The organism is Amycolatopsis sp. NPDC034160, assembly GCF_055575355.1.
The window spans coordinates 137358-160968 of record NZ_JBVISU010000013.1 but is presented as its reverse complement, the minus strand read 5'-3'; the positions used below and the strand labels follow the sequence as shown (position 1 = coordinate 160968).

General features: G+C 68.0%; 24 protein-coding genes. 14 read left to right on the top strand and 10 right to left on the bottom strand.

From position 1 onward, the window contains the following. Positions 1-13 precede the first annotated feature (13 nt). Positions 14-625 (top strand): TetR/AcrR family transcriptional regulator C-terminal domain-containing protein, encoded by a 612-nt coding sequence (locus ACZ54P_RS25055; protein ID WP_465463985.1) that lies wholly within the window; start codon positions 14-16, stop codon positions 623-625. 89 nt (positions 626-714) lie between these two features. Here ACZ54P_RS25055 and ACZ54P_RS25050 read toward each other — a convergent pair whose 3' ends face one another. After that, complete coding sequence (locus ACZ54P_RS25050; protein ID WP_465463984.1) at positions 715-1149, bottom strand: hypothetical protein; 435 nt, start codon at positions 1147-1149, stop codon at positions 715-717. A 177-nt stretch (positions 1150-1326) separates the two neighbouring features. Between ACZ54P_RS25050 and ACZ54P_RS25045 the strand changes: the two genes are divergently transcribed. From ACZ54P_RS25045 to ACZ54P_RS25030, 4 genes are all read left to right on the top strand, one after another. Continuing rightward, positions 1327-3048, top strand: a complete 1722-nt coding sequence (locus ACZ54P_RS25045) for a TIGR03767 family metallophosphoesterase (protein ID WP_465463983.1) — start codon at positions 1327-1329, stop codon at positions 3046-3048. Between the two features lie 162 nt (positions 3049-3210). Beyond that, positions 3211-4476, top strand: coding sequence for a C39 family peptidase (locus ACZ54P_RS25040; protein ID WP_465463982.1), 1266 nt, complete (start codon positions 3211-3213; stop codon positions 4474-4476). A 79-nt stretch (positions 4477-4555) separates the two neighbouring features. Continuing rightward, positions 4556-5650 carry an S-(hydroxymethyl)mycothiol dehydrogenase gene (locus tag ACZ54P_RS25035; protein ID WP_465464068.1) on the top strand — a complete coding sequence of 365 codons (1095 nt, stop codon included), beginning with the start codon at positions 4556-4558 and terminating at the stop codon, positions 5648-5650. Beyond that, positions 5644-6291, top strand: coding sequence for a gamma-glutamylcyclotransferase family protein (locus ACZ54P_RS25030; RefSeq protein ID WP_465463981.1), 648 nt, complete (start codon positions 5644-5646; stop codon positions 6289-6291). Before ACZ54P_RS25035 ends, ACZ54P_RS25030 begins: the two co-directional genes overlap by 7 nt. Here the strand turns inward: ACZ54P_RS25030 and ACZ54P_RS25025 are convergent. After that, positions 6269-7888, bottom strand: coding sequence for an FAD-binding oxidoreductase (locus ACZ54P_RS25025; RefSeq protein WP_465463980.1), 1620 nt, complete (start codon positions 7886-7888; stop codon positions 6269-6271). The genes ACZ54P_RS25030 and ACZ54P_RS25025 overlap by 23 nt on opposite strands. Before the next feature lie 97 nt (positions 7889-7985). On the opposite strand from ACZ54P_RS25025, the gene ACZ54P_RS25020 reads away from it, so the two are divergent. The 7 genes from ACZ54P_RS25020 to ACZ54P_RS24990 all read left to right on the top strand — a co-directional run bounded on the left by ACZ54P_RS25020 (position 7986) and on the right by ACZ54P_RS24990 (position 13335). Continuing rightward, a complete protein-coding gene (locus tag ACZ54P_RS25020) occupies positions 7986-8549 on the top strand; it encodes a TetR/AcrR family transcriptional regulator (protein WP_465464067.1) in 564 nt (187 codons plus the stop codon). After that, a complete protein-coding gene (locus ACZ54P_RS25015) occupies positions 8546-10087 on the top strand; it encodes a glycerol-3-phosphate dehydrogenase/oxidase (RefSeq protein WP_465463979.1) in 1542 nt (513 codons plus the stop codon). Before ACZ54P_RS25020 ends, ACZ54P_RS25015 begins: the two co-directional genes overlap by 4 nt. Positions 10088-10165: 78 nt before the next feature. Continuing rightward, positions 10166-10435: a helix-turn-helix transcriptional regulator gene (locus ACZ54P_RS25010; RefSeq protein WP_465463978.1), complete on the top strand. Its 270-nt coding sequence runs from the start codon at positions 10166-10168 to the stop codon at positions 10433-10435. Beyond that, entirely contained in the window at positions 10432-10998 is a 567-nt protein-coding gene (locus ACZ54P_RS25005; protein WP_465463977.1) for a hypothetical protein, read from the top strand. Before ACZ54P_RS25010 ends, ACZ54P_RS25005 begins: the two co-directional genes overlap by 4 nt. Next, complete coding sequence (locus ACZ54P_RS25000) at positions 10995-11225, top strand: hypothetical protein (protein ID WP_465463976.1); 231 nt, start codon at positions 10995-10997, stop codon at positions 11223-11225. The genes ACZ54P_RS25005 and ACZ54P_RS25000 overlap by 4 nt, the downstream gene beginning before the upstream one ends. Next, the gene (locus ACZ54P_RS24995; RefSeq protein ID WP_465463975.1) at positions 11222-12148 is read left to right on the top strand and encodes an ABC transporter ATP-binding protein; all 927 of its coding nucleotides are present in this window, start codon (positions 11222-11224) and stop codon (positions 12146-12148) included. The genes ACZ54P_RS25000 and ACZ54P_RS24995 overlap by 4 nt, the downstream gene beginning before the upstream one ends. Further along, complete coding sequence (locus ACZ54P_RS24990; RefSeq protein WP_465463974.1) at positions 12145-13335, top strand: ABC transporter permease; 1191 nt, start codon at positions 12145-12147, stop codon at positions 13333-13335. The genes ACZ54P_RS24995 and ACZ54P_RS24990 overlap by 4 nt, the downstream gene beginning before the upstream one ends. 280 nt (positions 13336-13615) lie before the next feature. On the opposite strand, the gene ACZ54P_RS24985 is transcribed toward ACZ54P_RS24990, so the two are convergent. From ACZ54P_RS24985 to ACZ54P_RS24970, 4 genes are all read right to left on the bottom strand, one after another. Then, positions 13616-14965: a cryptochrome/photolyase family protein gene (locus ACZ54P_RS24985; protein ID WP_465463973.1), complete on the bottom strand. Its 1350-nt coding sequence runs from the start codon at positions 14963-14965 to the stop codon at positions 13616-13618. A 114-nt stretch (positions 14966-15079) separates the two neighbouring features. Beyond that, entirely contained in the window at positions 15080-16396 is a 1317-nt protein-coding gene (locus ACZ54P_RS24980; protein WP_061984677.1) for a citrate synthase, read from the bottom strand. A gap of 192 nt (positions 16397-16588) precedes the next feature. Continuing rightward, positions 16589-17530 (bottom strand): carbohydrate kinase family protein, encoded by a 942-nt coding sequence (locus ACZ54P_RS24975; protein ID WP_465463972.1) that lies wholly within the window; start codon positions 17528-17530, stop codon positions 16589-16591. 48 nt (positions 17531-17578) lie between these two features. Beyond that, the gene (locus tag ACZ54P_RS24970) at positions 17579-18163 is read right to left on the bottom strand and encodes a TetR/AcrR family transcriptional regulator (RefSeq protein ID WP_465463971.1); all 585 of its coding nucleotides are present in this window, start codon (positions 18161-18163) and stop codon (positions 17579-17581) included. Positions 18164-18266: 103 nt separating this feature from the next. Between ACZ54P_RS24970 and ACZ54P_RS24965 the strand changes: the two genes are divergently transcribed. Further along, a complete protein-coding gene (locus tag ACZ54P_RS24965; protein ID WP_465463970.1) occupies positions 18267-19412 on the top strand; it encodes an acyl-CoA dehydrogenase family protein in 1146 nt (381 codons plus the stop codon). Between the two features lie 72 nt (positions 19413-19484). Here the strand turns inward: ACZ54P_RS24965 and ACZ54P_RS24960 are convergent, their stop codons facing one another. The 4 genes from ACZ54P_RS24960 to ACZ54P_RS24945 form a co-directional block, all read right to left on the bottom strand. Further along, complete coding sequence (locus ACZ54P_RS24960; protein ID WP_465463969.1) at positions 19485-20063, bottom strand: hypothetical protein; 579 nt, start codon at positions 20061-20063, stop codon at positions 19485-19487. Positions 20064-20132: 69 nt separating this feature from the next. Beyond that, the gene (locus tag ACZ54P_RS24955; protein WP_465463968.1) at positions 20133-21362 is read right to left on the bottom strand and encodes an amidohydrolase; all 1230 of its coding nucleotides are present in this window, start codon (positions 21360-21362) and stop codon (positions 20133-20135) included. A gap of 11 nt (positions 21363-21373) precedes the next feature. Further along, positions 21374-21862, bottom strand: coding sequence for a GNAT family N-acetyltransferase (locus ACZ54P_RS24950; protein ID WP_465464066.1), 489 nt, complete (start codon positions 21860-21862; stop codon positions 21374-21376). After that, positions 21862-22767 (bottom strand): aldose 1-epimerase family protein, encoded by a 906-nt coding sequence (locus tag ACZ54P_RS24945; RefSeq protein WP_465463967.1) that lies wholly within the window; start codon positions 22765-22767, stop codon positions 21862-21864. The genes ACZ54P_RS24950 and ACZ54P_RS24945 overlap by 1 nt, the downstream gene beginning before the upstream one ends. 146 nt (positions 22768-22913) lie before the next feature. Here ACZ54P_RS24945 and ACZ54P_RS24940 point away from each other — a divergent pair. Further along, positions 22914-23611, top strand: a 698-nt coding sequence (locus ACZ54P_RS24940; RefSeq protein ID WP_465464065.1) for an AMP-binding protein, incomplete at its 3' end; no start/stop codon positions are given.

Genomic DNA, 23611 nt, shown 5'->3' with positions numbered 1-23611 from the left:
ATAGAGTCGGTGGGTGGCACGTAAAGACTCGCTGGAAAAGAGCAAGATCACCGAAGCCGCCGTCGAGCTGCTCGACGAAGCCGGTCTCGCGGACTTGAGCACCCGGAGGCTCGCCGCGAAACTCGGCGTCAGCTCACCGACGCTGTACTGGCACGTGAAGGACAAGGCCGAGCTGCTGGACCTCGTCGCCGAAGCGATCTGCGCCGACGCCTTCGAGATCGACCGGACGCTGCCATGGCGCGAACAGCTCGCGAGCGGGCTCCGCCAGTTCCGCGCCCTGCTGCTGAGCCACCGCGACGCCGCCACGCTGCTGCGGGAACGGCCGCCGACCGGGCCGCATCGGCTGGGCCACCTCGAAACCACCGCGCGCATCCTGCTGGAGGCCGGCTTCTCCGAGGAGGACACGGCGGGGATTTCGCGACTGCTCACGGCACACGTGCTGGCCTCGGTGGAGACCTTCCCCGCCCGGAGGCCCGACGAAGGCTTCCTCGAACGGCTCGCCGCCTACCCCTACGTGAGCAGGCTTGGTCCGGCTTTCGCGAGGCAGAGCAGCGAGGACCTGTTCGAACTCGGCGTCGAGGTGATCCTCGACGGCCTGGAGGCCCGGCTCCAGCGTCGGCAGTGAACCCACATCCCGCGTTTCGTCCTCTGATTGCGGTACTTGCGCGTGCAACTACCGCATTCAGAGGACGAAACGCGTTACACCCGCACCCTTCAGTCTCCGGAAACTCCCCAAATCGCCAGCTCGACGGCGACGTCGTTCTCGTAGAGCAGCGCGCAGTTGGCACTCCAGCGCGGACGGCGTTCGTAGGGCAGTCGTCCCGCCTTGTCGAGTTCGTCGAAGGTGGCGACGGACGGCTCCTCGGTACCGAAGGCGACGAGAAGTTCGGCGTCGGTCAAGGGCCGGATCGTGCCGAAGTCGTCTTCACCCGTGGCGCTGATGAACTCGTGGACGTCGAGCACGGAATGGGTCCCGGCCTCCTGGACGCTCTCGACCTCGTACAGCTCTTCGAGCGAATCCGGGCGGCCGAGTTCGTCGTCTTCCCAGAGGTAGTCACCCTCCTCGAAGACGCGTGCCTTCATCGCGTCCAGCGCCGCTTCCGGGTCGCCGTCGAACCGGCCACGGACCGACCAGGCCGAAGCTCCCACCGGGCCACCTCCTCACTCGCCAAGCGACCAGCGTAACGAGCCCGGCCGGGGATGCTTTGGTATTCGGCCGAATGTGACAAATTTTCGCATTACCCTTTTCTGGCGTTCACCCCACGGCTAACGTCTTCCGGCATCGTCCGTCCACGACATCCACCCTCGACGACTGGGGGCACCGCCATGTCCGACATCTCCAGGCGCACCTTCACCGCGGCGGGCGCCGCCGGCGTCGGCCTCCTGCTGTGCACGCCGACCGCCAACGCGCTCGACCGGGCCTTGGCGCTCACCACCGGCCGCGCGGTGCGCACCGCGGGCACCACTCTCGAATCCGCCGCGGCACCGGTGAAAAGCGGCCCCGGCTACACCCGGCTGACCGCGGGCCCCGGCTGGCCGCTCGTGGTCCGCGGCGATCTCGTCGCCCCGAAGTCCGGCCGCGACGACCGCCGCCGTGCGGTGGCCTCGTTCGCGCAGTTCACCGACCTGCACTTCACCGACGCCGAGAGCCCGGCGCGGTTCGAGTACCTGCACCCGTTCATCGGTTCGGCGCACCGGCCGCAGGAGACGCTGGGCCCGGCCGCGACGACGGCGCTCGTCGAACGGGTGAACAGCCTGAAGGCGGGCCCGTTCACCGGCAAGCCGATCGACTTCATGGTGACCACCGGTGACAACACCGACAACCACGAACTGATCGAGCTCGAATGGTTCCTCAAGGTCCTCAACGGCGGCACGGTGAACCCGACCTCGGGCGACCCGGACCGGCACGAAGGCGTCCAGACGTCCGGGTCCGCGCACTACTGGAACCCCGGCAAGGCACTGGACGACGACTACACGAAGAAAGGCTTCCCGCAGCTGCCCGGCCTGCTCGGCGCGGCGTCGAACACCTTCACCTCACCCGGTCTCGACGTCCCGTGGTTCTGCACCTTCGGCAACCACGACGACAGTATCGTCGGCTCGCTGCCGGATCTGCCGGGGATGGACGCCTGGTACACCGGCCGCTTCAAGGTGATCGGCAAGGACGAAACGACGTCGCGAAAACTCGCCAACGCGATCAACTCCGGCTCCGGCGTTCCGATCACCGAGCTGTTCGGTGGTTCGGGCACGATCCGCGAGATCACCCCGGACGAGCGGCGGCGGCCGTTCAGCACCGCGGAGTTCGTGCGACACCACCTCGACACCGCCAACACCGGCCCCGGTCCGGTGGGTCACGGGTTCAGCGACAACAACGCGGACGGCCGGAACGTGTACTACACCTTCCGCATCGCGCCGGGTGTCGTCGGCATCAGCCTCGACACCACCACGATGGCCGGGCTGGCCGACGGGTCCATCGGACTCGGGCAGTTCACCTGGGTGGAGAACACGCTCAAGCGCAACAGCTCGACGTACTACGACTTCTTCGGACGCAAGGTCACGCAGAACGTCACGGACGAGCTGTTCATCCTGTTCAGCCACCACACCAGCGACACGATGGGCAACGTGCTGCCGGACGCGCGGCATCCGCTGGAGCCGCGGCTCAACGGCGACACGTTCGTCTCGCTGCTGAACCGGTTCCCGAACGTGCTGGCGTGGGTCAACGGGCACACGCACCACAACAAGATTACCCCGCACCCCGGCAAGACGCCGAAGCAGGGCTTCTGGGAGATCAACACCGCGTCGCATATCGACTTCCCGCAGCACGCGCGGATCATCGAGGTCGCCGACAACGCCGACGGCACGTTGTCGCTGTTCACCACCTTGATCGAGGCCGAAGCGCCGTATGAGGCAGAGTACTCCGACACTTCGACGCAAGCGCTTGCGTCGTTGTACCGGGAGTTCTCGTACAACGACATCCACGCTTCACTGGGCGCGGTGGGCACGGTTCAGGACCAGAACACGGAACTCCTGCTGCCGAACCCGCTCGCCTGACCCTCGCCGTCCACGCATTTCGTCCTCTGAACGCGGTAGTTGCACACGCAAGTACCGCATTCAGAGGACGAAATGCCGACGTCTGGTGGACGAGTGTTTACATACTTCGCGCGACCGGCGAAAATCCCTTGCCTACTGGGTGGACACGAGGATGGAGCCGGGATGCGCGTACGAGGGCTGCTCACACTGCTGACGATCGCGACGATGACCGTGGTGACGGCGCAGACGGCGGACGCGGGCCCTGGCCGCCCGGACGACGACGAGTCGATCGACTACCACGAATGGTCCGGTCACCAAGGATTCCGTGACGGCAGACTGGAAGGACTCGACCTCGAACACGGCGCGCTGCGCATCGGCCGCCCGATCGGCACCATCGAGCACACCGAACCCGAGCTCGGCACCACGAAGACCTATGAGTACGGCCAATGGACGTCGAGGAGCCACGTGCAGGGCTTCGACGCCTCGCAGCTGGTCGCCTCGTGGAACGCGAAGACACCGGCCAAGACCTGGCTCAAGATCGAGGCGAAGGGCCGCACCGCGACGGGCGCCGAGACCACCTGGTACGTCATGGGCCGTTGGGCGAGCGGCGACACCGACATCAAGCGCACCAGTGTCGACGGCCAGAGCGACGCCAACGCGGCGGTCGACGTGGACACGCTGGTCATGAAGGCGGGCGTCGCGCTCCGGTCGTACCGGCTGCGGATCAGCCTGTACCGCGAGGCCGGGTCACGCGCCACACCGTCGGTGACCTCGGTGGGCGCGATGACGTCGCTGGTCCCGGACCGCTTCGAGGTCGAGGCGACGAAGCCGGGCCGCGCCACCGGGATCGAGCTCAAGGTGCCCGCGTATGCCCAGAACCTCCACAAAGGACACTTCCCCGAATACGGCGGCGGCGGGGAGAACTGGTGCAGCCCGACGTCCACCGAAATGGTCGCCGAGTACTGGGGCAAACGGCCCAAGCGCGAGGACATGGCGTGGATCCCGGAGGGTTACGTCGATCCCACCGTCGCGTACGCGGCCCGCTACACCTTCGATTACGCCTACGACGGAACCGGCAACTGGCCGTTCAACACCGCGTACGCCGCTTCACTCGGACTGCGTGGGCACATCACCCGTTTGCACTCCTTGACCGAACTCGAAAACTACATCGCGCGCGGCATTCCGGTGATCACGTCGCAGTCGTTCAAGGCCGAGGAACTCGACGGCGCGGGCTACGGCACCGCCGGGCACATCATGGTCGTCGTCGGCTTCACGAAGGACGGCGACGTGATCGCGAACGATCCGGCCGCGAGCAGCAACGACCGGGTCCGGCATGTCTACAAGCGACACCAGTTCGAGACGATCTGGCAGCGTACCAAGCGATACAACACGAATGGCGGCGTCTCCGGCGGGCCGGGCGGGGTCGCTTACATCATCACGCCGCACTGAATCGTTCCCCACCCGAGCGGATGTCGCGACCGGGGCCTGTCACGTGGCAAGCTTCGAAGTCGACTACTCGGAGGTGGGCATGCCGTACGAGGTCCAGGGCGTCGTTTCCCGCGCCAAGGGTGAACCGGTCTCGCTGGAGTCCGTGCTCGTGCCCGATCCCGGGCCCGGCGAGGCCGTCGTCTCGGTCAAGGCGTGCGGTGTCTGTCATACCGACCTGCACTATCGCGAGGGCGGGATCAACGACGGATTCCCGTTCCTGCTCGGCCACGAGGCCGCGGGTTTCGTGGAACGGGTCGGCGAGGGCGTCCAGGACCTCGAACCCGGTGACTACGTGATCCTGAACTGGCGCGCGGTCTGCGGCACCTGCCGGGCCTGCCGCCGGGGCAGGCCCTGGTACTGCTTCTCGACGTTCAACGCCGCCCGGCCGATGACGCTGGCCGACGGCACAGCCCTGTCGCCCGCGCTCGGTGTCGGTGCCTTCCTCGAGAAAACACTTGTCCACAGTGGACAATGCACGAAGGTCGACCCCGCCGCCGAACCCGCCGTCGCCGGACTGCTCGGCTGCGGGGTGATGGCCGGTCTCGGCGCGGCACTGAACACCGGCGCGGTGGGCCGCGGCGATTCCGTCGCGGTCATCGGCTGCGGCGGCGTCGGCGACGCGGCCATCGCCGGGGCGAACCTGGCCGGTGCGAAGACCATCGTCGCCGTCGACACCGACGACCGGAAACTGGCCTGGGCCAAGGAGTTCGGTGCCACGCACACGTTGAACAGCAAGGGGCTCGACGAAGACCAGGTCGTCGAAGCGCTCCAGGGCTTCACTGACGGCTTCGGCGCGGACGTCGTGATCGACGCGGTCGGCAGGCCGGAGACCTGGCGGCAGGCCTTCTACGGCCGCGATCTGGCGGGCACCGTCGTGCTCGTCGGTGTCCCGACCCCGGACATGCGCCTGGATCTGCCGCTGATCGACTTCTTCTCGCGCGGCGGCTCGCTCAAATCGTCGTGGTACGGCGATTGCCTGCCCTCACGCGATTTCCCGATGCTGATCGACCTCTACCTCCAGGGCAGGCTTCCGCTCGACAAGTTCGTCACCGAGCGGATCCCGCTCGACGGCGTCGAGAAGGCCTTCGAACGCATGCACCACGGGGACGTCCTCCGCAGCGTGGTGACGTGGTGAAACTCTTCACCGACGCCGATTTCCCCGCCGACCCGTACCCGGGAGCGCGGCCAGGGCATTCGTTCGTCCACTTCGACGGCGCGGGGCACAGCCTCGACACCGCGCCGGAGGGCTGGCGCGAACGTCAAGCCGTGCTCGCCTACGGCTCGAACGCGTGTCCGGCCAAGATCACCTGGCTGCGGGAGAACATGGGCCTGCCCGGCCCTGTCGTCGTCTGCCACGCGCGCTGCAGCGACCTCGCCGCGGTCTGGGCGTCCGGGCTGCGGTTCCGTGACGGGCAGCGTCCGGCGACCCTCGCCGCGGCACCGGGCGTCGTCGAGGAGCACTCCGTGTGGTTCGCGACGCCCGATCAGCTCGCGGTCCTCGACCGATGCGAGGGCACCGGCCGGCGCTACGACCTGGTGCGGCTCACCGCGCCCGCCATCACCCTCGACGACGGCACCGTGCTCGACGACGTGGTGGCCTACGTCGGCGCCGCGGACATCCGCCTGCCGATCCTCGTGGACGGCAGGCACATCCGCGTCGCCGACCTCGAACAACGCCGGGCCGCGGCGCTGCAGGGGATCCCCGCCCGGACGCACGGCCTGGACTGCACGCTGGTGGACGCCGGAACGCTGGTCAAAGAAGCTTCCCGGGATTGAGGATCCCGGAGGGGTCGACAGCCTTCTTCGCCGCTCGCAGCACCTCGACCCCGATCTCGCCGATTTCCGCCGCCAGATAGGGCGCGTGGTCGACACCGACGGCGTGATGATGCGAGATGGTGCCGATCCCGGTGATCGCCTCCGACGCCGCCGCCTTGGCGCGCCGCCACTGCCTGATCGGGTCGGCCTCGTCGCGGGCGGTGAGCACGGTGAAATACAGCGATGCGCCCGTTTCGTAGGCGTGGGAGATGTGGCACATGATGATCGCCCGGCCGAGTGTGGCGGTGAGCGCGGCGCGCACGGCGTCACGCAGGTCGCTCAGTTCGGCCCAGTACCCGGCCGTCTCCAGGGTTTCCACGCAGACGCCGTTGTCCAGCAAGGCATCCCGTTGCCGGGGACCGGAGAACCGGCCACGGCGCCAGGATTCGCCGAGCGTCGCGCCGATGCGGACGGCGCCGAACGGCTCCAGCACCCGAATGGTGTCCTGACGCCGCCGGGCGACCTCGCGTTTCGACGCGCCTTCCCAGCCGACGATCAGCAGGCACGGATTTGAAACCCCTCGCAGACGGAGATACCGGCGCAGCGCCTTGGTCTTCCAGCCGTCGTTGAGGGCAAGCGATACCTCGCTTTCGTCCACATCGGACAGCCGGGTGACGTCTGCCAGCGCGTGCCGCTGGGCGAGTTCGCGTACCGCGGCGGTGCCGTTCTCCCAGCCGTCGAGGACATAACCCTCGTAGCGGCGCACTTCCGGCACCGGGCGGACGCGGAGGGCGACCTCGGTGATCACGCCGAGCGCGCCTTCGCTGCCGACCGCGAGCTGCCGCAGGTCGGGTCCGGCCGCCGACGCCGGCGCGACACCGAGTTTCCATTCGCCACGCGGGGTGGCGAGCCGGACACCCGCGACCATGTCCTCGAACCGGCCGTATCCCGACGACGCCTGCCCGGCGGACCGGGTCGCGGCGAACCCGCCGATGGTGGCGCGTTCGTAGGACTGGGGCACGTGCCCGAGGGTGAATCCGTACGCGGCGAGCAGCCGATCGGCCGCCGGGCCGGTGACACCCGCCCGCAGGACCGCGATCCGCGAAACCGGGTCGACGGAGACCAGTTCGTCGAGCCTGGTGAGGTCGAGCGCGAGCACCGCGCTCTTGTCCCCGCGCAGTGCCGAAACCCCGCCGACCACCGAGGTCCCGCCGCCGAAGGGGACGACACCGACGTCGTGCCGTGCGCAGATTTCCAGTATCGACTGGACTTCGGCGGGATCTCCCGGCAGGACGACCGCGTCCGGCACCGGAAAATCACCGAATCCTCGCCGCCGCACCAGATCCAGATAGGACAAGCCGCTCGCCCGCGCGAGCCGTTCCCCCGGCGCCAGCAGCACGTGCTCGGTGCCGACGACGTCCTCGATGTCCTTTTTCGGCTGTTCGCCCAGCGCCGAATCCGGCACGGACAGGGCTGAAATCCCCGCGAACGGCGCCGCCGAGCCCAGCGGGCCGATACGCTGGACGAGCCATCGGAGCGCCTTCGCCGGAAGGTGGGCCGCGTCACCGGCCTCGGGTGTCCACGCTCGTCTTAACCGGTGGTCAATAGGCTCCGTCACGACTACAGTGTTACATATGGACGTAAAACGTCACTCACCTGCGGAAACAGGCGTTTCGGCGCTGGCGGACACCCGATCCCGCCAGGCCTCGACACGCGTGTCCGACGACGTTCTGCTCGACGCGGCGAAGAAGTGCGTGCTCGCCGTCGGTGTGAGGCGGACCACGCTCGCCGAGATCGCGCGGACCGCGAAGGTCAGCCGGATGACCGTCTACCGCCGGTTCCCGGACGTGCGCAGCGTGCTCGCCACCCTCATGACCCGGGAGTTCGGCGGTCTGCTGCAGGGCGCCGCCGAACCGGGCGCCGAACCGGCCAATTTCCGCGAACGGCTGGTGCACAGTTCGGCGGCCGCCGTCGCCGCGCTGTCGGGCGACCCGCTGTTCCGCACGCTGCTGGACCTCGACCCCGAACTCGTCCTGCCCTACATCGTCGAGCGGCTCGGCAAGACCCAGCGCTTCGCCGAGGGCGTGATCCTGCATCTGCTCAAGTCCGGCCACGAGGACGGCTCGATCCGCAAGGGCGACCTGCCCGCGCAGGCGCGCACCCTGTTGCTGCTCATCCAGTCCTTCGCCTTCTCGCTGCGCCCCGCGACCGCGGACGTCAACGAGAACGACCTGATGACGGAGTTCGCCCAGGTGCTCGACGCGGCGCTGCGGCCGTGACCCCGGGCTCGCTCAACGCCCGCCGCCGCGAGCGGGAACTCGCGGCACTGGCCGGTGGTGAGCGGGTCGACCTCGCGGTGATCGGCGGCGGCGTCACCGGCGCGGGAATCGCGCTGGACGCGGCCGCGCGCGGGCTTTCGGTGGCCCTCGTCGAGGCGTACGACCTGGCTTACGGCACGTCGCGCTGGTCGAGCAAGCTGGTCCACGGCGGGCTTCGCTACCTCGCCAAGGGCGACCTGGCGCTGGCGCACGAAAGCGCCGTCGAACGCGGGATACTGATGACCCGCACGGCGCCGCATCTCACCAGGGCGATTCCGCAGCTGTTCCCCATGTACCGCAAGACCTCCCGCGGCCAGCAGGCGTTCATCATGACCGGCCTGGTCGCCGGTGACGGTCTCCGCCGCGCGGCCGGAACCCCCGCGTCCGTGCTGCCCCGGCCGAGGTCGATTCCGGCCGCGGAGGCGCTGGCACTCGCCCCCGGTCTGTCACCCCAGGGCCTGCGCGGCGCGCTGCTCGCCTACGACGGCGCGCTGACCGACGATGCCCGGCTCGTGGTGAGCTTGGCCCGCACGGCGGCGTCACGCGGCGCGAAAATCCTGACCAGGCTCGAGGCGCTCCGGCTCGACGCTGATTCGGTGCTGGCCCGTGACCGGCTCACCGGCGGAGAAGTGGAGATCCACGCCGGTCAGGTGATCAACGCGACCGGTGTCTGGGCGGGCGAACTGGCGGAGTCGGTGCGGCTGCGGCCGTCTCGTGGTTCACACCTCATTCTGGCTTCGGGAGCCGCTCGGATCGGCGCGACATCGGTCAACGTGCCCGTCCCCGGCGAGAACAACCGGTTCGTCTTCCTGCTGCCGCAACCGGACGGGCGCGTCTTCGTCGGCGTCACCGACGAACCGATCGACGGCCCGATCCCGCGCATACCCTCGGTGCCGGAGTCCGATGTGGACTTCCTGCTCGAAGTGGCGTCGACGGCGTTCACCCGCCCGCTGACCCGCGACGACGTCGACGGCTCCTTCGCCGGGCTGCGACCGCTGGTCGAAGGCGACGGTGGGCGCAGTGCGGATCTCTCGCGCAAACACGCGGTGGTTACCGGAGCCGACGGCGTGCTCACCGTCGTCGGCGGCAAGCTGACGACGTACCGGAAGATGGCCGAGGACGCCGTCGACGCCGCTTTGAAGCGGTCCGGGCTCCATGCCGGACCGTCGACCACGTCCCGGCTTCCCCTGCTCGGCGCGGCCCCACGCACCCGTTTGTCCACTGTGGATGCGCCTGCCCGGCTGGTCGCGAAGTACGGCACCGAAGCGCCCCGGATCGCTGCGCTGGGCGAAGTCGACCCGGAACTCGGCCTGCCCCTGTTCGGCGGTACCGAGATCAGCGCGGCCGAGGTCGTCTGGGCCGTTCGGCACGAGGGCGCGCTCGACGCCGAGGACGTCCTGGAGCGCCGCACCCGGCTCGGCCTGATCACCGCCGACGCCGACGCCGTCCGGCCGCTCGTCCGGGAACTCGTCGACAAGTCGCTCGCCGGGCTTTCCTGACCCGCGTTTAGTCCTCTAAATGCGGCTAGTCATGCCCTCAGCTTGACGGGTCGTTGGGTTTTTGCAACAGTATGTTCTATGAGTCCGGTCAGGCGCGGCAAAGAGCTGCCGATCTACAACCGGCTCCCGGTACTCCGGGCGGAGCGCGGGTTGAGCAGGGCCACCCTCGCGGCGGCGGTCGAAGTCAACCCGCAGACCATCGGCGCGCTCGAACGGGGAGATCACTACCCGAGCCTGGACCTGGCGTTCCGCATCTGCGCGGTCTTCGACCTCCCGGTCGAGGCCGTGTTCAGCCGCGAACCGTTCACGCCACTATCCACTCAGGTCTACCGGGAGGGGGGAACATGAGCGAGCAGAAAGGCAGGCTGGCGGCGTACTGGGAACGCCAGCTGGAGCGCTTCGAGGAAGTGGAACGCAAACGTGCCCGGAGGCTGCCCAACTGGCGCACGCGCAAGCGGCGGCGGACGTTGAGCGCGCTGGTGGTCCTCGGCGATCTGATGCTGATCACCGGCGCGACGTTCTTCGTCACCGAGCAAGGCGGCTTCTTCCTCGGCTTCTGGTTCGGCGGCGCGCTGATCGCCGGTGTCGCCCACTACCTGCTGCGCATCCTCACCGGGAAGATGAGCGGCGGTTTCTCACTGCGGCTCGATGAGCGGGAACGCGAGATGCGCCACGGGGTCACCTACGTGAGCTACCAGGTGCTCGTCGCGTTGATGATGGTCGGGATGGTCTACGCGATCTTGATCTCCAAGACCGAGGACGCCGGCTTCCGCATCGCGATCATGCTGACCGCCCTGCTGGTCACCGGGACCACGTCCGCGGCGACGATCCTTGGCTGGACGCTGCCGGATGACGACCCAGACGATTTCACCGAGTTCGAAGACTTCGACGAGGGGGTGGCTCCGGGATGACCGGGGACAAGAAGCGTTACAAGGTGTCCATCGGGGTGGTCGCCGTCGCGCTGCTGGCCGGCGGGATCGCCACCGGCGTGGGACGGGCCGTCCTGGTGTACCGGGCCACTTCGGTGGTGAGCAACGTCAAGCTGGATGGAGTGATCCAGCGAAACCGCACGATCTCCGGCGTCCATCGGGGTTTCACGGCGCTGGTGCGGTATTTCGAGGAGGGGAAGTGGAAATGAGCGAGGGGAAACTGGAGATCGACCGGATCTCCAAGAACTACGGCGCGAAGGCCGCGCTGGATCAGGTGAGCTTCGAGGTCCAGCCCGGCGAACTGTTCGGGTTCGTCGGCAGCAACGGGGCGGGCAAGACCACCACGATGCGAATCGTGCTGGGGGTGCTGGCCGCCGATTCCGGGCAGGTGCGGTTCGGTGGCACGCCGATCACGCACGAGACCCGCACCCATATCGGGTACATGCCGGAAGAACGCGGGCTGTACCCGAAGATGAAGGTGCTGGAACAGCTGGTATATCTCGCGGAACTGCACGGGATGTCGGCCAACGACGCCCACCGCAGCGCGGAAAACTGGATCTCCCGGCTCGGTCTCGGCGAACGCCGCAAGGACGAGGTCCAGAAACTGAGCCTCGGCAACCAGCAACGCGTGCAGCTGGCGGCCGCGCTCGTGCACGACCCGAGGGTGCTGGTGCTCGACGAGCCGTTCTCCGGACTCGACCCGCTGGCCGTGGACGTGATGAGCGGGGTGTTGCGGGAGAAGGCCGCGACCGGCGTGCCGGTGGTGTTCTCCAGTCACCAGCTGGATCTGGTCGAGCGGCTGTGCGACCGGGTCGGCATCATCCGAAGTGGACGGATGGTCGCTTCCGGCACCGTCGCGGACCTGACCGCCGGCGCGGGCAACGGCCTCGTCGTCACCGCGCCGAACGCGGCACCCGGCTGGGCGTCGGCCGTCCCCGGTGTCCGGCTCGTCGAGCAGAACGGGCCGACGGCGGTCCTCGAACTCGAAGACCACGCCGACGACCAGGCCGTGCTCGCCGCGGCACTGGCGACCGGCCCGGTCACCGAGTTCAGCAAACGCAGGCGTTCGCTGACCGAGCTGTTCCGCGACGCCGTCGCCGAGAAGCCCGCGGCACAGGGAGTTTCCGCATGAACACCGTCTCTTCGTGGCGCGCTGTCTGGCTCATCGCCAAACGTGAGCTGAACACCCGCCTGCGTACCAGGTCCTTCGTGATCGGCACCGCCGTGCTGCTGGTCATGCTGATGGGTTACGTCCTGCTGCAGTCCACGCTGATCAGCAACGAGGACAAGAGCAAGATCGGGCTCACCGGCCAGACCGCCGGGATCGCGCAACAGCTCCAGACCGCGGGGGCGGCACTCAGAGAGAAGATCGAGACCGTCACCGTCGCCGATCCGGCGCAGGGCCGGTCGCAGGTCGAGAACGGCGACCTCGACGCGCTGCTTTCGGGCAACGCCACCGAACTCAAGGTGCTCGTCAAGTCCGAATTGGACACCAAGCTGCGTGCCCTGCTGAACGGCGTGTCCCAGCAGGAAGTACTGAACGGCATCCTTTCCGAGGCTCTGCGGACGCCGGAGGAGGTGATGCAAACGGTCCACGAGACCCAGGTCGAGGTCGACTCGATCAAACCGCCGGACCCCGAGAGATCGCAGCGGATGGTGATCGGGCTGATCGTGGCCGTGCTGCTGTACATGAGCATCGTGACCTACGGGACGCTGGTCGCGCAGGGTGTGGTCGAGGAGAAGTCCAGCCGGGTCGTGGAGATCCTGCTGTCCACCGTCCGGCCGTGGCATCTGTTGCTGGGCAAGGTGATCGGGCTCGGCCTGGTCGGACTGGCCCAGCTGGTGATCATCGGCGGCGCCGGGTTGATCGTCGCGTCGGCGACCAACGTCCTGACGCTGTCCGGCGTGGCGACGGGCGCACTGCTGTGGGGCGTGGTCTGGTATCTGCTCGGATTCCTCCTGTACGCCACGGTGTACGGCGCGATGGGTTCGCTGGTCTCCCGCCAGGAGGACACGCAGTCGGTCATCGGCCCGGTCAACATCGTGCTGATCCTCGGCTTCATCGTCGGGTTCAACCTGCTGGCGCAGGCGCCGGACGGGACAGGGACGAAGATCCTTTCCCTGGTGCCACTGCTTTCCCCGGTGCTGATGCCCGCCCGGATCGCGGCCGGGACCGTCGAGGGGTGGGAAGTCGCGCTGTCGCTGGGGCTGACCGTGGGCGCCATCGCCCTGTTCACCTGGCTGGGTGCGCGGATCTACCAGAACAGCGTCCTGCGGGTCGGCAGCCGGATCAAGCTGACCGAGGCCCTGAAGGGCTGACTCAAGTACATGAAGGCCCCCTTCCTTTTGCCTAGTGTCGTGCGTCTGAAGTTCGTGTCGTAAGTACGTGCGCAAGCGCGGTGACCCTGTTCTCCGAACTCGCGTGCTCAGAGACGTGACTCGCGTGCTTGGAGGCGGATCTCGCGTGTGCGGTCTCCACACACGCGAGATCCGCCTTTGAGCACGTGAGATACGGCTCAGAGCACGTGAGTGCGGGATTTGATCCAGGTTCCCGCTGGACGCACGAACCTCCGGCGCCTAGGTACAGGAAGGGGGCCCTTCACGTACCTTTGATGGCGCCGTAGCGCTCCAGGGCGACCTGACGTTCGTGGGCGTGGTCGACCATGGGCGCGGGATAGTCCGGGACGCCCTGCGGCTTGTGCACGGCTTTTCCTTGCAGGGAGCGCAGTTCGGGGACGTAGCGGCGGACGTAAGCGCCGGAGGGGTCGAACTTCTCCCCCTGCGTGGTCGGGTTGAAGACCCGGAAGTACGGCGCCGCGTCGGTGCCGCTCCCGGCGACCCACTGCCAGTTCAGCTGGTTCGACGCGAGATCGCCGTCGACCAAGTGCTTCATGAAGTGCCGGGCGCCGAGCCACCACGGCAGATGCAGGTCCTTGACCAGGAAACTCGCCACGATCATCCGGACCCGGTTGTGCATCCAGCCCTCGGCGAGCAGTTGCCGCATCCCGGCGTCCACGATCGGGAACCCGGTTCGCCCCGCGCACCACCGCTCGAAGGCGTCGTCGTCGTTCTCGTATTCGATGGCGTCGAAGCGGGAGTCGTAGTTCTTCCGCGCGGTTTCGGGGCGGTGCCACAGTACGTCGGCGTGGAACTCGCGCCAGGCGAACTCGCCGCGCAGCGACTTCGCCCCGGTTCCCTCGTTCCCCGCGATGTCGGCGAGCAGGGTGCGCGGGTGGACGCATCCCCAGCGCAGGTACGGCGAAAGCCTTGTCGTGCCGGGACGATCCGGGCGGTCGCGGTCCTCGTCGTAGGTTTCGATGCCGTCGTCCAGGAACTCGTGCCAGCGCTCCAGCGCCGCCTCCTCGCCTGGCTCCGGCAACTCCATCCCCGTCAGGGACGGCGATTTCGGGAGCCTCACCGACCGCGGCGGCTCCACCCAGTCCACTATGGACTTCCCGGTGTCCGCGGCCCGTGGCCAGCCGTGGCGCGTCCAGGCCCGGTAGAACGGGGTGAACACGCGATAGGGGTCACCGTCGGGTTTGACGATCCGGCCGGGCGTGATGGCGTAGGAGGATCCCGTCTCGGTCCACGCGATGTCGTGCTCTGCCAACGCCTTCGCGACTTCGGCGTCCCGGCGACGGCCGTACGGTCCGGTGTCCGCGCTGACGTGCACGGCGGAGGCGCCGACCTCGCGCGCGGCCTTGACGACCTCCTTGACCGGATCGCCCTTGACGAGCATGAGCCGTCCCCCGAGCTGGTCGTCGAGCGCTTTGAGGCACCCGTGCAGGAACGCGACGCGCGGGGCGCCGGAGGGTTTGAGGAGCGCGTCGTCGAGGACGTACAGCGCGAGGACGTGCTTGCTGTGCTCCGAGGCTTCCAGCAGGGCCGCGTGGTCACCGAGGCGGAGGTCGCGGCGGAACCACAGCACTACGGGAGCTTCTCTGGTCACCCCGGAAACCCTAGGCGCGGGTTGCGGTCCTCGCACCTCCGGATGCCATGAAAGGTCCTTTCCTCGCAAATTTTGCAAGGAAAGGACCTTTCATGGCGCTTGCGAGAGGCGGAATCAGCGCTCCGAGATGGGCGCGTAGTCCCGCGACGCGTAGCCGGTGTAGATCTGCCGGGGGCGGCCGATCTTGGTGGCCGGGTCCTGGATCATCTCGCGCCAGTGCGCGATCCAGCCCGGCAGGCGGCCGAGCGCGAACAGCACGGTGAAATACTTCGTCGGGAAGCCGAGCGCCCGGTAGATCAGACCGGTGTAGAAGTCGACGTTCGGGTACAGCTTCCGCTCGATGAAGTAGTCGTCCGAGAGCGCGGTCTCTTCCAGCTTCTTCGCGATGTCGAGCAGCTGGTCGCCGCCCTTGAGCTTGGAGAGGATGTCGTCCGCGGTGTTCTTGATGATCTTCGCGCGCGGGTCGTAGTTCTTGTAGACCCGGTGCCCGAAGCCCATCAGGCGGACACCCTTTTCCTTGTTCTTCACGCGGGTGACGAAGTTCGCGACGTCGCCGCCCTCGGCCTGGATGCCCTCGAGCATGTCCAGGACCGCGCTGTTGGCGCCACCGTGCAGCGGGCCGAAGAGCGCGTTGATGCCGGCCGAGATGGAGGCGAACAGGTTCGCCTCGGAGGAGCCGACGAGGCGCACGGTCGAGGTCGAGCAGTTCTGCTCGTGATCGGCGTGCAGGATGAACAGCAGGTCGAGCGCCTTGGCGACGTCCGGGTCGACCTCGTAGGGCTCGGCCGGGAAGCCGAAGGTCATCCGCAGGAAGTTCTCGACCAGGCCGAGCGAGTTGTCCGGGTACAGCAGCGGCTGCCCGACGGACTTCTTGTACGCGTACGCGGCCAGGGTCGGGACCTTGGCCAGCAGGCGGATGGTGGACAGCTCGACGTTCGCTTCGTCGAACGGGTTGAGCGAGTCCTGGTAGAAGGTCGACAACGCCGATACCGCGCTCGAGAGCACCGGCATCGGGTGCGCGTCGCGCGGGAAGCCGCTGAAGAAGGCCTTGAGGTCTTCGTGCAGCAGGGTGTGGCGCTGGATCTTCCCGGTGAACTCGGCCAGCTGCGTCTCGGTGGGCAGCTCGCCGTAGATGAGCAGGTAGGAGACCTCGATGAAGGTCGACTTCTCGGCCAGCTGCTCGATCGGGTACCCGCGGTAGCGCAGGATGCCGGCGTCACCGTCGATGTAGGTGATCGCCGAGGACGCGGCGCCGGTGTTCACGAACCCCGGGTCGTGGGTGATGTACCCGGTCGTCGCCAGCAGCTTCCCCAGCTCGATCCCAGGCGCACCCTCGACCGGGTGGATCACCTTGAACTCGTGCTCGCCATTGGGCAGGCGCAGCGTCGCGGTTTCGCCGGACTGCCCCGCAGCCGTCGTCGCGTCGGACATGTAAGTCCCTCTCACGTTCAGCACGGGCCGGCGGCGCCTGTAGGTTCCACAGGTACGCCCTCTTTCACGCGCGTGACCCACGGCCTCGCTGCACACCGCCCCGCTGGGGTATGAATTCCCCTCTACGCTAGTCGAGAATGGGGTCAGCGCGCAGCGGGTGAGTTGCTCACAACAGGCCGTTTGGGACCAGGTTCACACGGCGGATGCCATATCTCCGGCCGTCGGCGGTTCCGCTCCACTCCGCGAGACCGTGATCGACGCCGCTTTGGCCGCGAATCCGAGCGCCGAACGCCAGCCGTCGGCGTCGACTGTGGACAGGTCGCGCACCTCATTCGAGTACAGCCATGCCAGCAAGGCGCCTTGCACGGTGTCGCCCGCACCGATCGTGTCCACGACGGCGACTCGGCGTGACGGGACTCGCGCGATTTCGCCCGCCTGTGTGATGACGGACAACCCCTCCGCGCCCCGGGTGAGCACCACGGCATCGACCCCGCAAGAGGTCCAGACCTTTGCCGCGTCGACGGGATCGGCGCCCTCGGCGAGCCATTCCGTGTCATCGTCGGAGATCTTGAGCAACCGGATATGCGGCAGCCAGGACTCGAACCGCGCCCGGTACGCCGCCGGATCCGTGATCAACGCCTCACGGATGTTCGGGTCGAGGACGGTCAGGACGCCGCGCGCGGATTCACGGCGCAACACCGTTTCGTACGTGCTCGCCCCCGGTTCCAAGACCATGCCCAGGGTGCCGAGCGAGAGCGCCGTCACATTCTCCGGCAGCGGGCCGGGATCGCCGACCAGTCTGTCCGCGGTCCCCTCGGTGTAGAAGGTGTACCGCGCGGAACCCTTTTCGTCGAGCGCGACCACGGCGAGCGTCGTCGGCTCGTTTCCCCGCTGCAGCAAGGCGGTGTCGACGCCGGAGGCGCGCAACCGGTCCACCAGCGCGACGCCGAACCGGTCGTTCGACACCCGTGAGAAGAAGCCAGTCGGTACCCCGAGCCTCCCGGCGGCGAGCGCGACGTTGTACGGACCACCGCCCATCCGCGGCAGCAGCGCGCGCAGCCCACCGTCCACAGTGGAATCCAACGGTTCACCGGGAACGAGGTCGACCAGCGCCTCTCCACCTACGACGATCACGGGCGCGATGCTAGCCGAGGCGGTACTCATTCCACCAGAATTGTCATTTCAGGACATTTTCGGCGCCAGGCCGCCGAGGAGGAGTTCCGACAAAGCGGTGAAGGCTTCCGCGTCGGTCACTCCGGCACGCTGGCCGACCACCCCGGTCTGGATTCCCTCGATGATCAATCCCGCCATTTCCGCGATCAACCGCGCGTGCACCTCACGAAAAACACCGTCGGTGACGCCGCGATCGATGAACGCCCGGATTCGCTGGGCCGCGGCGCGGCTGTTGAGCTGATACGCGTCGCGCGCCGGCGCGAATTCCGCGATGTCGGTCATGAAGGCGGCCGAGGCGCGATTGAGGTATTCGGAGATGCCCGCGAGGTACTCCCCGAGGATCTTGCGGGCGTCGTCGATACCGGCGATCCGCTCCTCCAGCAGTTCGGCGGCACCCTTGAAGAAGTGGCCGACGACCTTGACCGCGAGCTGCTCCTTGCTGGGGGCGAGCGCGTAGAGGGTCGACTTCGAACAACGCAGCCTGGCGGCGAGGTCGTCCAGTGTGAACTGGGAGAACCCCTCGGCGAGGAAGATCGTCTCCAGTTCCGCGAGCAGTGCTCGCTGGCGCGCGGTCGGCTGGCGGCGCGGGGTCATCTGATCACTATCCCTTACGCGGACGGTGTACTCCCAGCGGCTTCTACTGTACTCTGAATCAGCCCACAGTACTGTTTCGAGTACAGCTCAGCTCGGAGGAGCCATGCCGGCGGACCGTTTGCTGCCCAGCACCGAGGCCCAGGATCTGGTCGACCTGGCCAAGGAGATCTCACGGGAGGAACTGGCGCCGCTCGCGAGCAAGTACGAGGAGACCGCGCAGTTCCCGCGCGAGCAGTTCCGGCTGCTCGGACAGGCCGGACTGCTCGGCCTGCCGTACTCGGAGCGCTGGGGCGGCGGCGACCTGCCGTACGAGGTCTACCTGCAGGTGCTCGAGGAGATCGCGGCCGCGTGGATGTCGGTCGGTGTCGGGCTTTCCGTGCACACGATGTCCTGCTTCGCGCTGGCACACCACGGCACCGACGCGCAGCGCGACCGCTGGCTGCCCGACATGCTGGAGGGTGACCTCCTGGGCGCGTACGCGCTGTCGGAAACCCACGCCGGCTCCGACGCGGCCGCCCTCTCGACCCGCGCGCGGCTCGACGGCGACCAGTACGTCGTGAACGGCACGAAGGCGTGGATCACCCACGCGGGCGAGGCCGACTTCTACACGACCATGGTGCGCACGAGCGACGACGGCGGACAGGGCATCTCATGCCTGCTCGTCGACGCGTCGACGACCGGCCTCTCGGCCGCGCCGCCCGAGCGGAAAATGGGCCTCACCGGGTCGACCACCGCGCAGCTGCTGTTCGAAGACGCCACCGTCGACGTCGAACGGCGGATCGGCGAAGAAGGCCAGGGCCTGAAGATCGCGCTCTCGTCGCTCAGCTCCGGACGGCTGGGCATCGCCGCGTGCGCCGTCGGGCTCGCGCAGGCCGCGCTGGACGAGGCACTCGAATACGCGAAGGGCCGCACCCAGTTCGGGCGGCCGATCATCGAGTTCCAGGGACTGGAGTTCCTGCTGGCCGACATGGCCGCGACCGTCGAGACGTCGCGCGCGATGTACCTCGACGCCGCGCGCCGCCGCGACCGCGGACTGCCGTTCCAGCGCCAGGCGTCGATCGCGAAGCTCGTCGCGACCGACGGCGCGATGAAGGTGACCACCGACGCGGTGCAGGTACTCGGCGGCGCGGGCTACACCAAGGACTTCCCGGTGGAGCGGTACATGCGGGAAGCGAAGGTGCCACAGATTTTCGAGGGCACGAATCAGATCCAGCGCATGGTGATCGCCCGCGAGCTACGCAAGAGCTGACGGCCTCGTGAGTGGTAATGACGGTTAGAACCGTCATTACCACTCACGAGGCCAGACGCCCAGGTGACGCGCTCAGTGTCCTGTCGGGCCGAATTGCTGCGGTGGTTGCTGTTGCGCTGGTTGCTGAGGCCAGCCGCCCTGCGGCGGATACTGCTGAACGGCCTGTGCCGGCGGACCGGGCTGAATGGGCTGCTGTGGCGGGTACTGCTGGGCCGTCTGGTTCGCATACGGCTGCGGATTTCCTTGCTGCGGCGGAAATCCGGGCTGAGGCCGACCTTGCCACTGCCCCTGCCCCTGCCATTGCGGCTGGGGCTGGGGCTGGGCACCTTGCGGTGCTGTCACACCGGCACGCGCCTTGCGCCGTTTCGCGCGGATCACCATCGTCGCGCCCAAGCCGGTCAGCGCGACCCCGACCCCGGCCATCCAGAGCCCGTGCTTGCGGAAGGTCTCGGCACGAGACTCCGCGGCGGCCTTCATCTCGGCGTAGGTGTCCTCGCCGGTGGTGCGACCGTTCTTGGTGGTCTCGCAGACGTCACCGGGCGACATGATCCTGCCGCCGCATTTGATCAGGTTCGGATCCTCGCGCGAGAACAGCAAGGTGACGACCAGGAAACCGATACCGATCACCAGGACAAGAACCCAGCGCTTCATGTGTTACACATCCTCCCCCGTGTGTAACACATGACAGCACAGGTGGCTTATCCCTGGCAAGACCCGAAATCAGCCTTCCCGGTACCGGCGCTCCTCGGTGACACCCACCCCGGTCGCCTCGTCGAAGTGGTAGACATCGCGCCCACGCACGAACACCCGCATGGCGCGGTTCATCACGTCCAGCGGATCTCCCGACCAGATAACCACGTCGGCATCGAGGCCCGGCTTCAGCGAGCCGACCTGGTCGTCGAGGTTCAGCATCGCGGCCGGGTTCACGGTCAGCGCCTTCAGCGCGGTCTCCGGGTCCAGCCCGTCCTTCACCGACAGCGCCGCCTGGTACACCAGGAAGTTGATCGGCACGACCGGGTGGTCCGTGGTGATCGCGATGCGGACACCCGCCCTGGCGAGGATGCCGGGCGCGCGCAGGGTGCGGTTGCGCAGTTCCACTTTGGACTTGGTGGTGAACAGCGGGCCGAGGATCACCGGCACGTCCCGTTCGGCGAGCAGATCCGCGATCAGGTGCCCTTCGGTGCCGTGGTTGATCACCAGTTTGTACCCGAACTCGTCGGCCAGCCGGATCGCGGTGACCATGTCGTCGGCGCGGTGGACGTGCTGGTCCCAGAACAGCTCGCCGTCGAGCACCTTGGTCAAGGTCTCCTTGGTCAGGTCGACGTCGAACGGCTTGCCCTCACCGGCGGCGTGGTCGCGCTGGGCGGCGTAGTTGCGCGCGGCGGTGAACGCGTCGCGGATGGTCGACGCGACGCCGAGCCTGGTAGACGGCGTCTGCTTCTTCTCGCCGTAGACCCGCTTCGGGTTCTCGCCGAGCGCGCTCTTCACGCTGACTTCCTCGGCGAAGATCATGTCGAGCACGGTCCGGCCCCAGGTCTTGAGGCCGATCGTCTGCCCACCGATGGGGTTCCCGGAGCCGGGCTTGATGACGACACTGGTGACCCCGCCCGCGAGCGCGTCGTCGAAGCCGGGCTCGTACGGGTCGATCCCGTCGATCGCCCGGAACCGAGCGCCGTTGGGGTCGGTCATCTCGTTGGTGTCGTTGCCCGACCAGCCTTCGCCGTCCTCGTGGACGCCGAGGTGGGCGTGCGCGTCGATGAAGCCGGGCAGTACCCAGGCGCCCGCGGCGTCGATCAATTCGGCGTCGTCGGGGACGTCGACGTCGGCGTCGGTGCCGACCGCGGCGATCTTCCCGTTCTCGATGAGGACCGTGCCGCCGTCTATCGGTTCACCGTCGACGGGGACGACGTAACCACCGACGATGGCCTTGACCAGTGCTTTGTTCGACATACTTTGACACGCTAACGAACTGGCCCCGCCGCGTGCACGCGGGGCTTTTCAAAGTGGACCAGCTCGTAGTGCGCCTCGGGTGTCCGGTGCGTCTCGACGTAGCCGAGCTTCGCGTACATCCGCAGCGGGCCGACGCTCCGGTCCCCGGTGAACAGGCGGAACACGGTCACCGTCGGCGGCGTGGCCGCTTCGGCGGCGAGCAGCAACGAGCCGCCGAGCCCGTGTCCCTGCCTGTCCGGAGCCACGATGAGCCTGCCGACGAGACCGGCTTCGCCGTCCAGGACGATCCGGACGCTCGCCACCAGCCGTCCGGCTTCCCTGATGCCCCAGGCGAAACACGCGGGATCGCCCAGAGCCTCCTTGGTCTGCTCGAAGGTCTCCAGCAGCGGCGGGAGGTCCAGGCTGCCGTGTGCCCTCGCCTCCGGCACGTAGGCCGCGCGCTGCAATGTGAGCACTTCACCCGCGTCCACGGGCCCCAGCCGGAGCGGCGGCGAGGTCATCAGCGGACCCGGATTCCCCAGCTGCCGCTCCACGACGTGGCGGGCTCCAGCTCGATCAGGTCGGTGCCGGTGTTGAGCGCGTCGGCGGGGCAGGTCATCGGCTCGATCGCCACCGCGCGGCCGCGGCCGACCAGGTCGTCCGGCGTGAACACCTGCGCCCAGTGGAAGTCCGGCCCGGTCCAGACCAGCAGTTCCTGGTCTCCGTGCGAGAGGACGTGGTGGTGGTTGCCGTCGTCGGCGACGCTCAGCCCGCCGAACGCCGTGTCCAGGTCGACACCGGCGAGCACCTTGCCGGACCGGAAGTCGTACTCGGTGCCCTCGACGTCCTGCTCGTCGGCGTACGGCATCTGCTCGTCGCCGAGGTACGGCCGGACACGGCTCGCGGGCAGCGTCAGGGTCAGCTCGTCGGTGGGCACGTCGCCGATGCGGAAGTAGGGGTGCGTGCCGAGCCCGACGCCGATCGGGCTTTCGCCCTCGTTGCGGATCTCGTGCGTCACGACCAGTTCGCGCGGCGAGATCTCGTAGGTGATCGTCGCGCGCAGCGGCACCGGCCAGCCCTCCTGCGCCGGGACGTCGATGGCCAGGGTGATCGACGATTCAGCGTGTTCGAGCAGCTCCCACTCCTCATGCCGGGTCAGGCCGTGGATCGCGTTGCCGCGCGCCGCTTCGGTGATCGCCAGCTGCTGCTTCTCGCCCTGGTGGACCCACTGGCCACCCTTGGTGCGGTTCGGCCAGGGCAACAGCACCTGTCCGGCGCCCTTCGGCGGCTTCTCGTCCTCGGCGAACGCCTCGACGTACGGCACCCCGCCGACCTCGAACGCGCGCAACCCGGCACCGATCTCGGTGACGACGGCGCGGGCGTTGCCGCGGGTGATCTCGAACTGCTCTCCGGTGGGATTGGCCATGCGGACGAGGTTACCGGCGACCGCCTGGAAAGTAGTCTGGGAATGCCACGCCCGGACGAAGGAGACCGCCGCGATGACCGTTCCCGGTTACCCCAGCACCGTCGGCCGCGTCCTGGAGCGCAGCGCGCGGCGCGGAACTCGAATATCTGTGCACCCAGTCCGATCCCGCCGTCGCCTTCGTCGATCCGGCGCTGGCGGAGCAGGTCGGAACCGAGTATGTGTCCACACTGGACGCATCCGCTTGGGTATTCGACGAAACCGTTGTCCCGCATGAGGAATCCGGGGTCGCCGACGAAGATCTCGTGCAGTTGCTCTACACCTCCGGGACGACCTCCCGACCGAAGGGCGGGATGCTCACCCACCGCGCGCTGGTGCACGAGCACTCCTTCTGCATCGCCGCGCTCGACTTGAGCGACCGCGACGTGCCACTGCACGTGCCGTCGCTGTACCACTTGGCGCAGCTGCACGTGTTCCTCATGCCGGGCCTCGCCGTCGGCGCGACGAATCACCTCGTCGCGTCTTCCGATCTCGGCGACACCTTCGCCCGAATCCCCCGCCAGGGCGTCACTTCCCTGTTCTTCCCGCCGACCGTCTGGGTGGGACTCGCGAATCACCCCGGTCTCGCGGACGCGGAGCTGAGCAGCCTCACCAAGAACGCTTCGGGGAAGCCGCTGAAGTGTGACTTGCGGCAGCGGTTCGGCGGCTCGGGGTCCGCGGTGGTCGTGAGTGGCGATTCGGGTTCTAACCCGAACCGCCACTCCCTAACCGCACCCAACGATCATCTCCAGGACCCAAGAAACGCCACGCGACCACCGCGGGGACCACACAGCCTCCCCATCCCCGC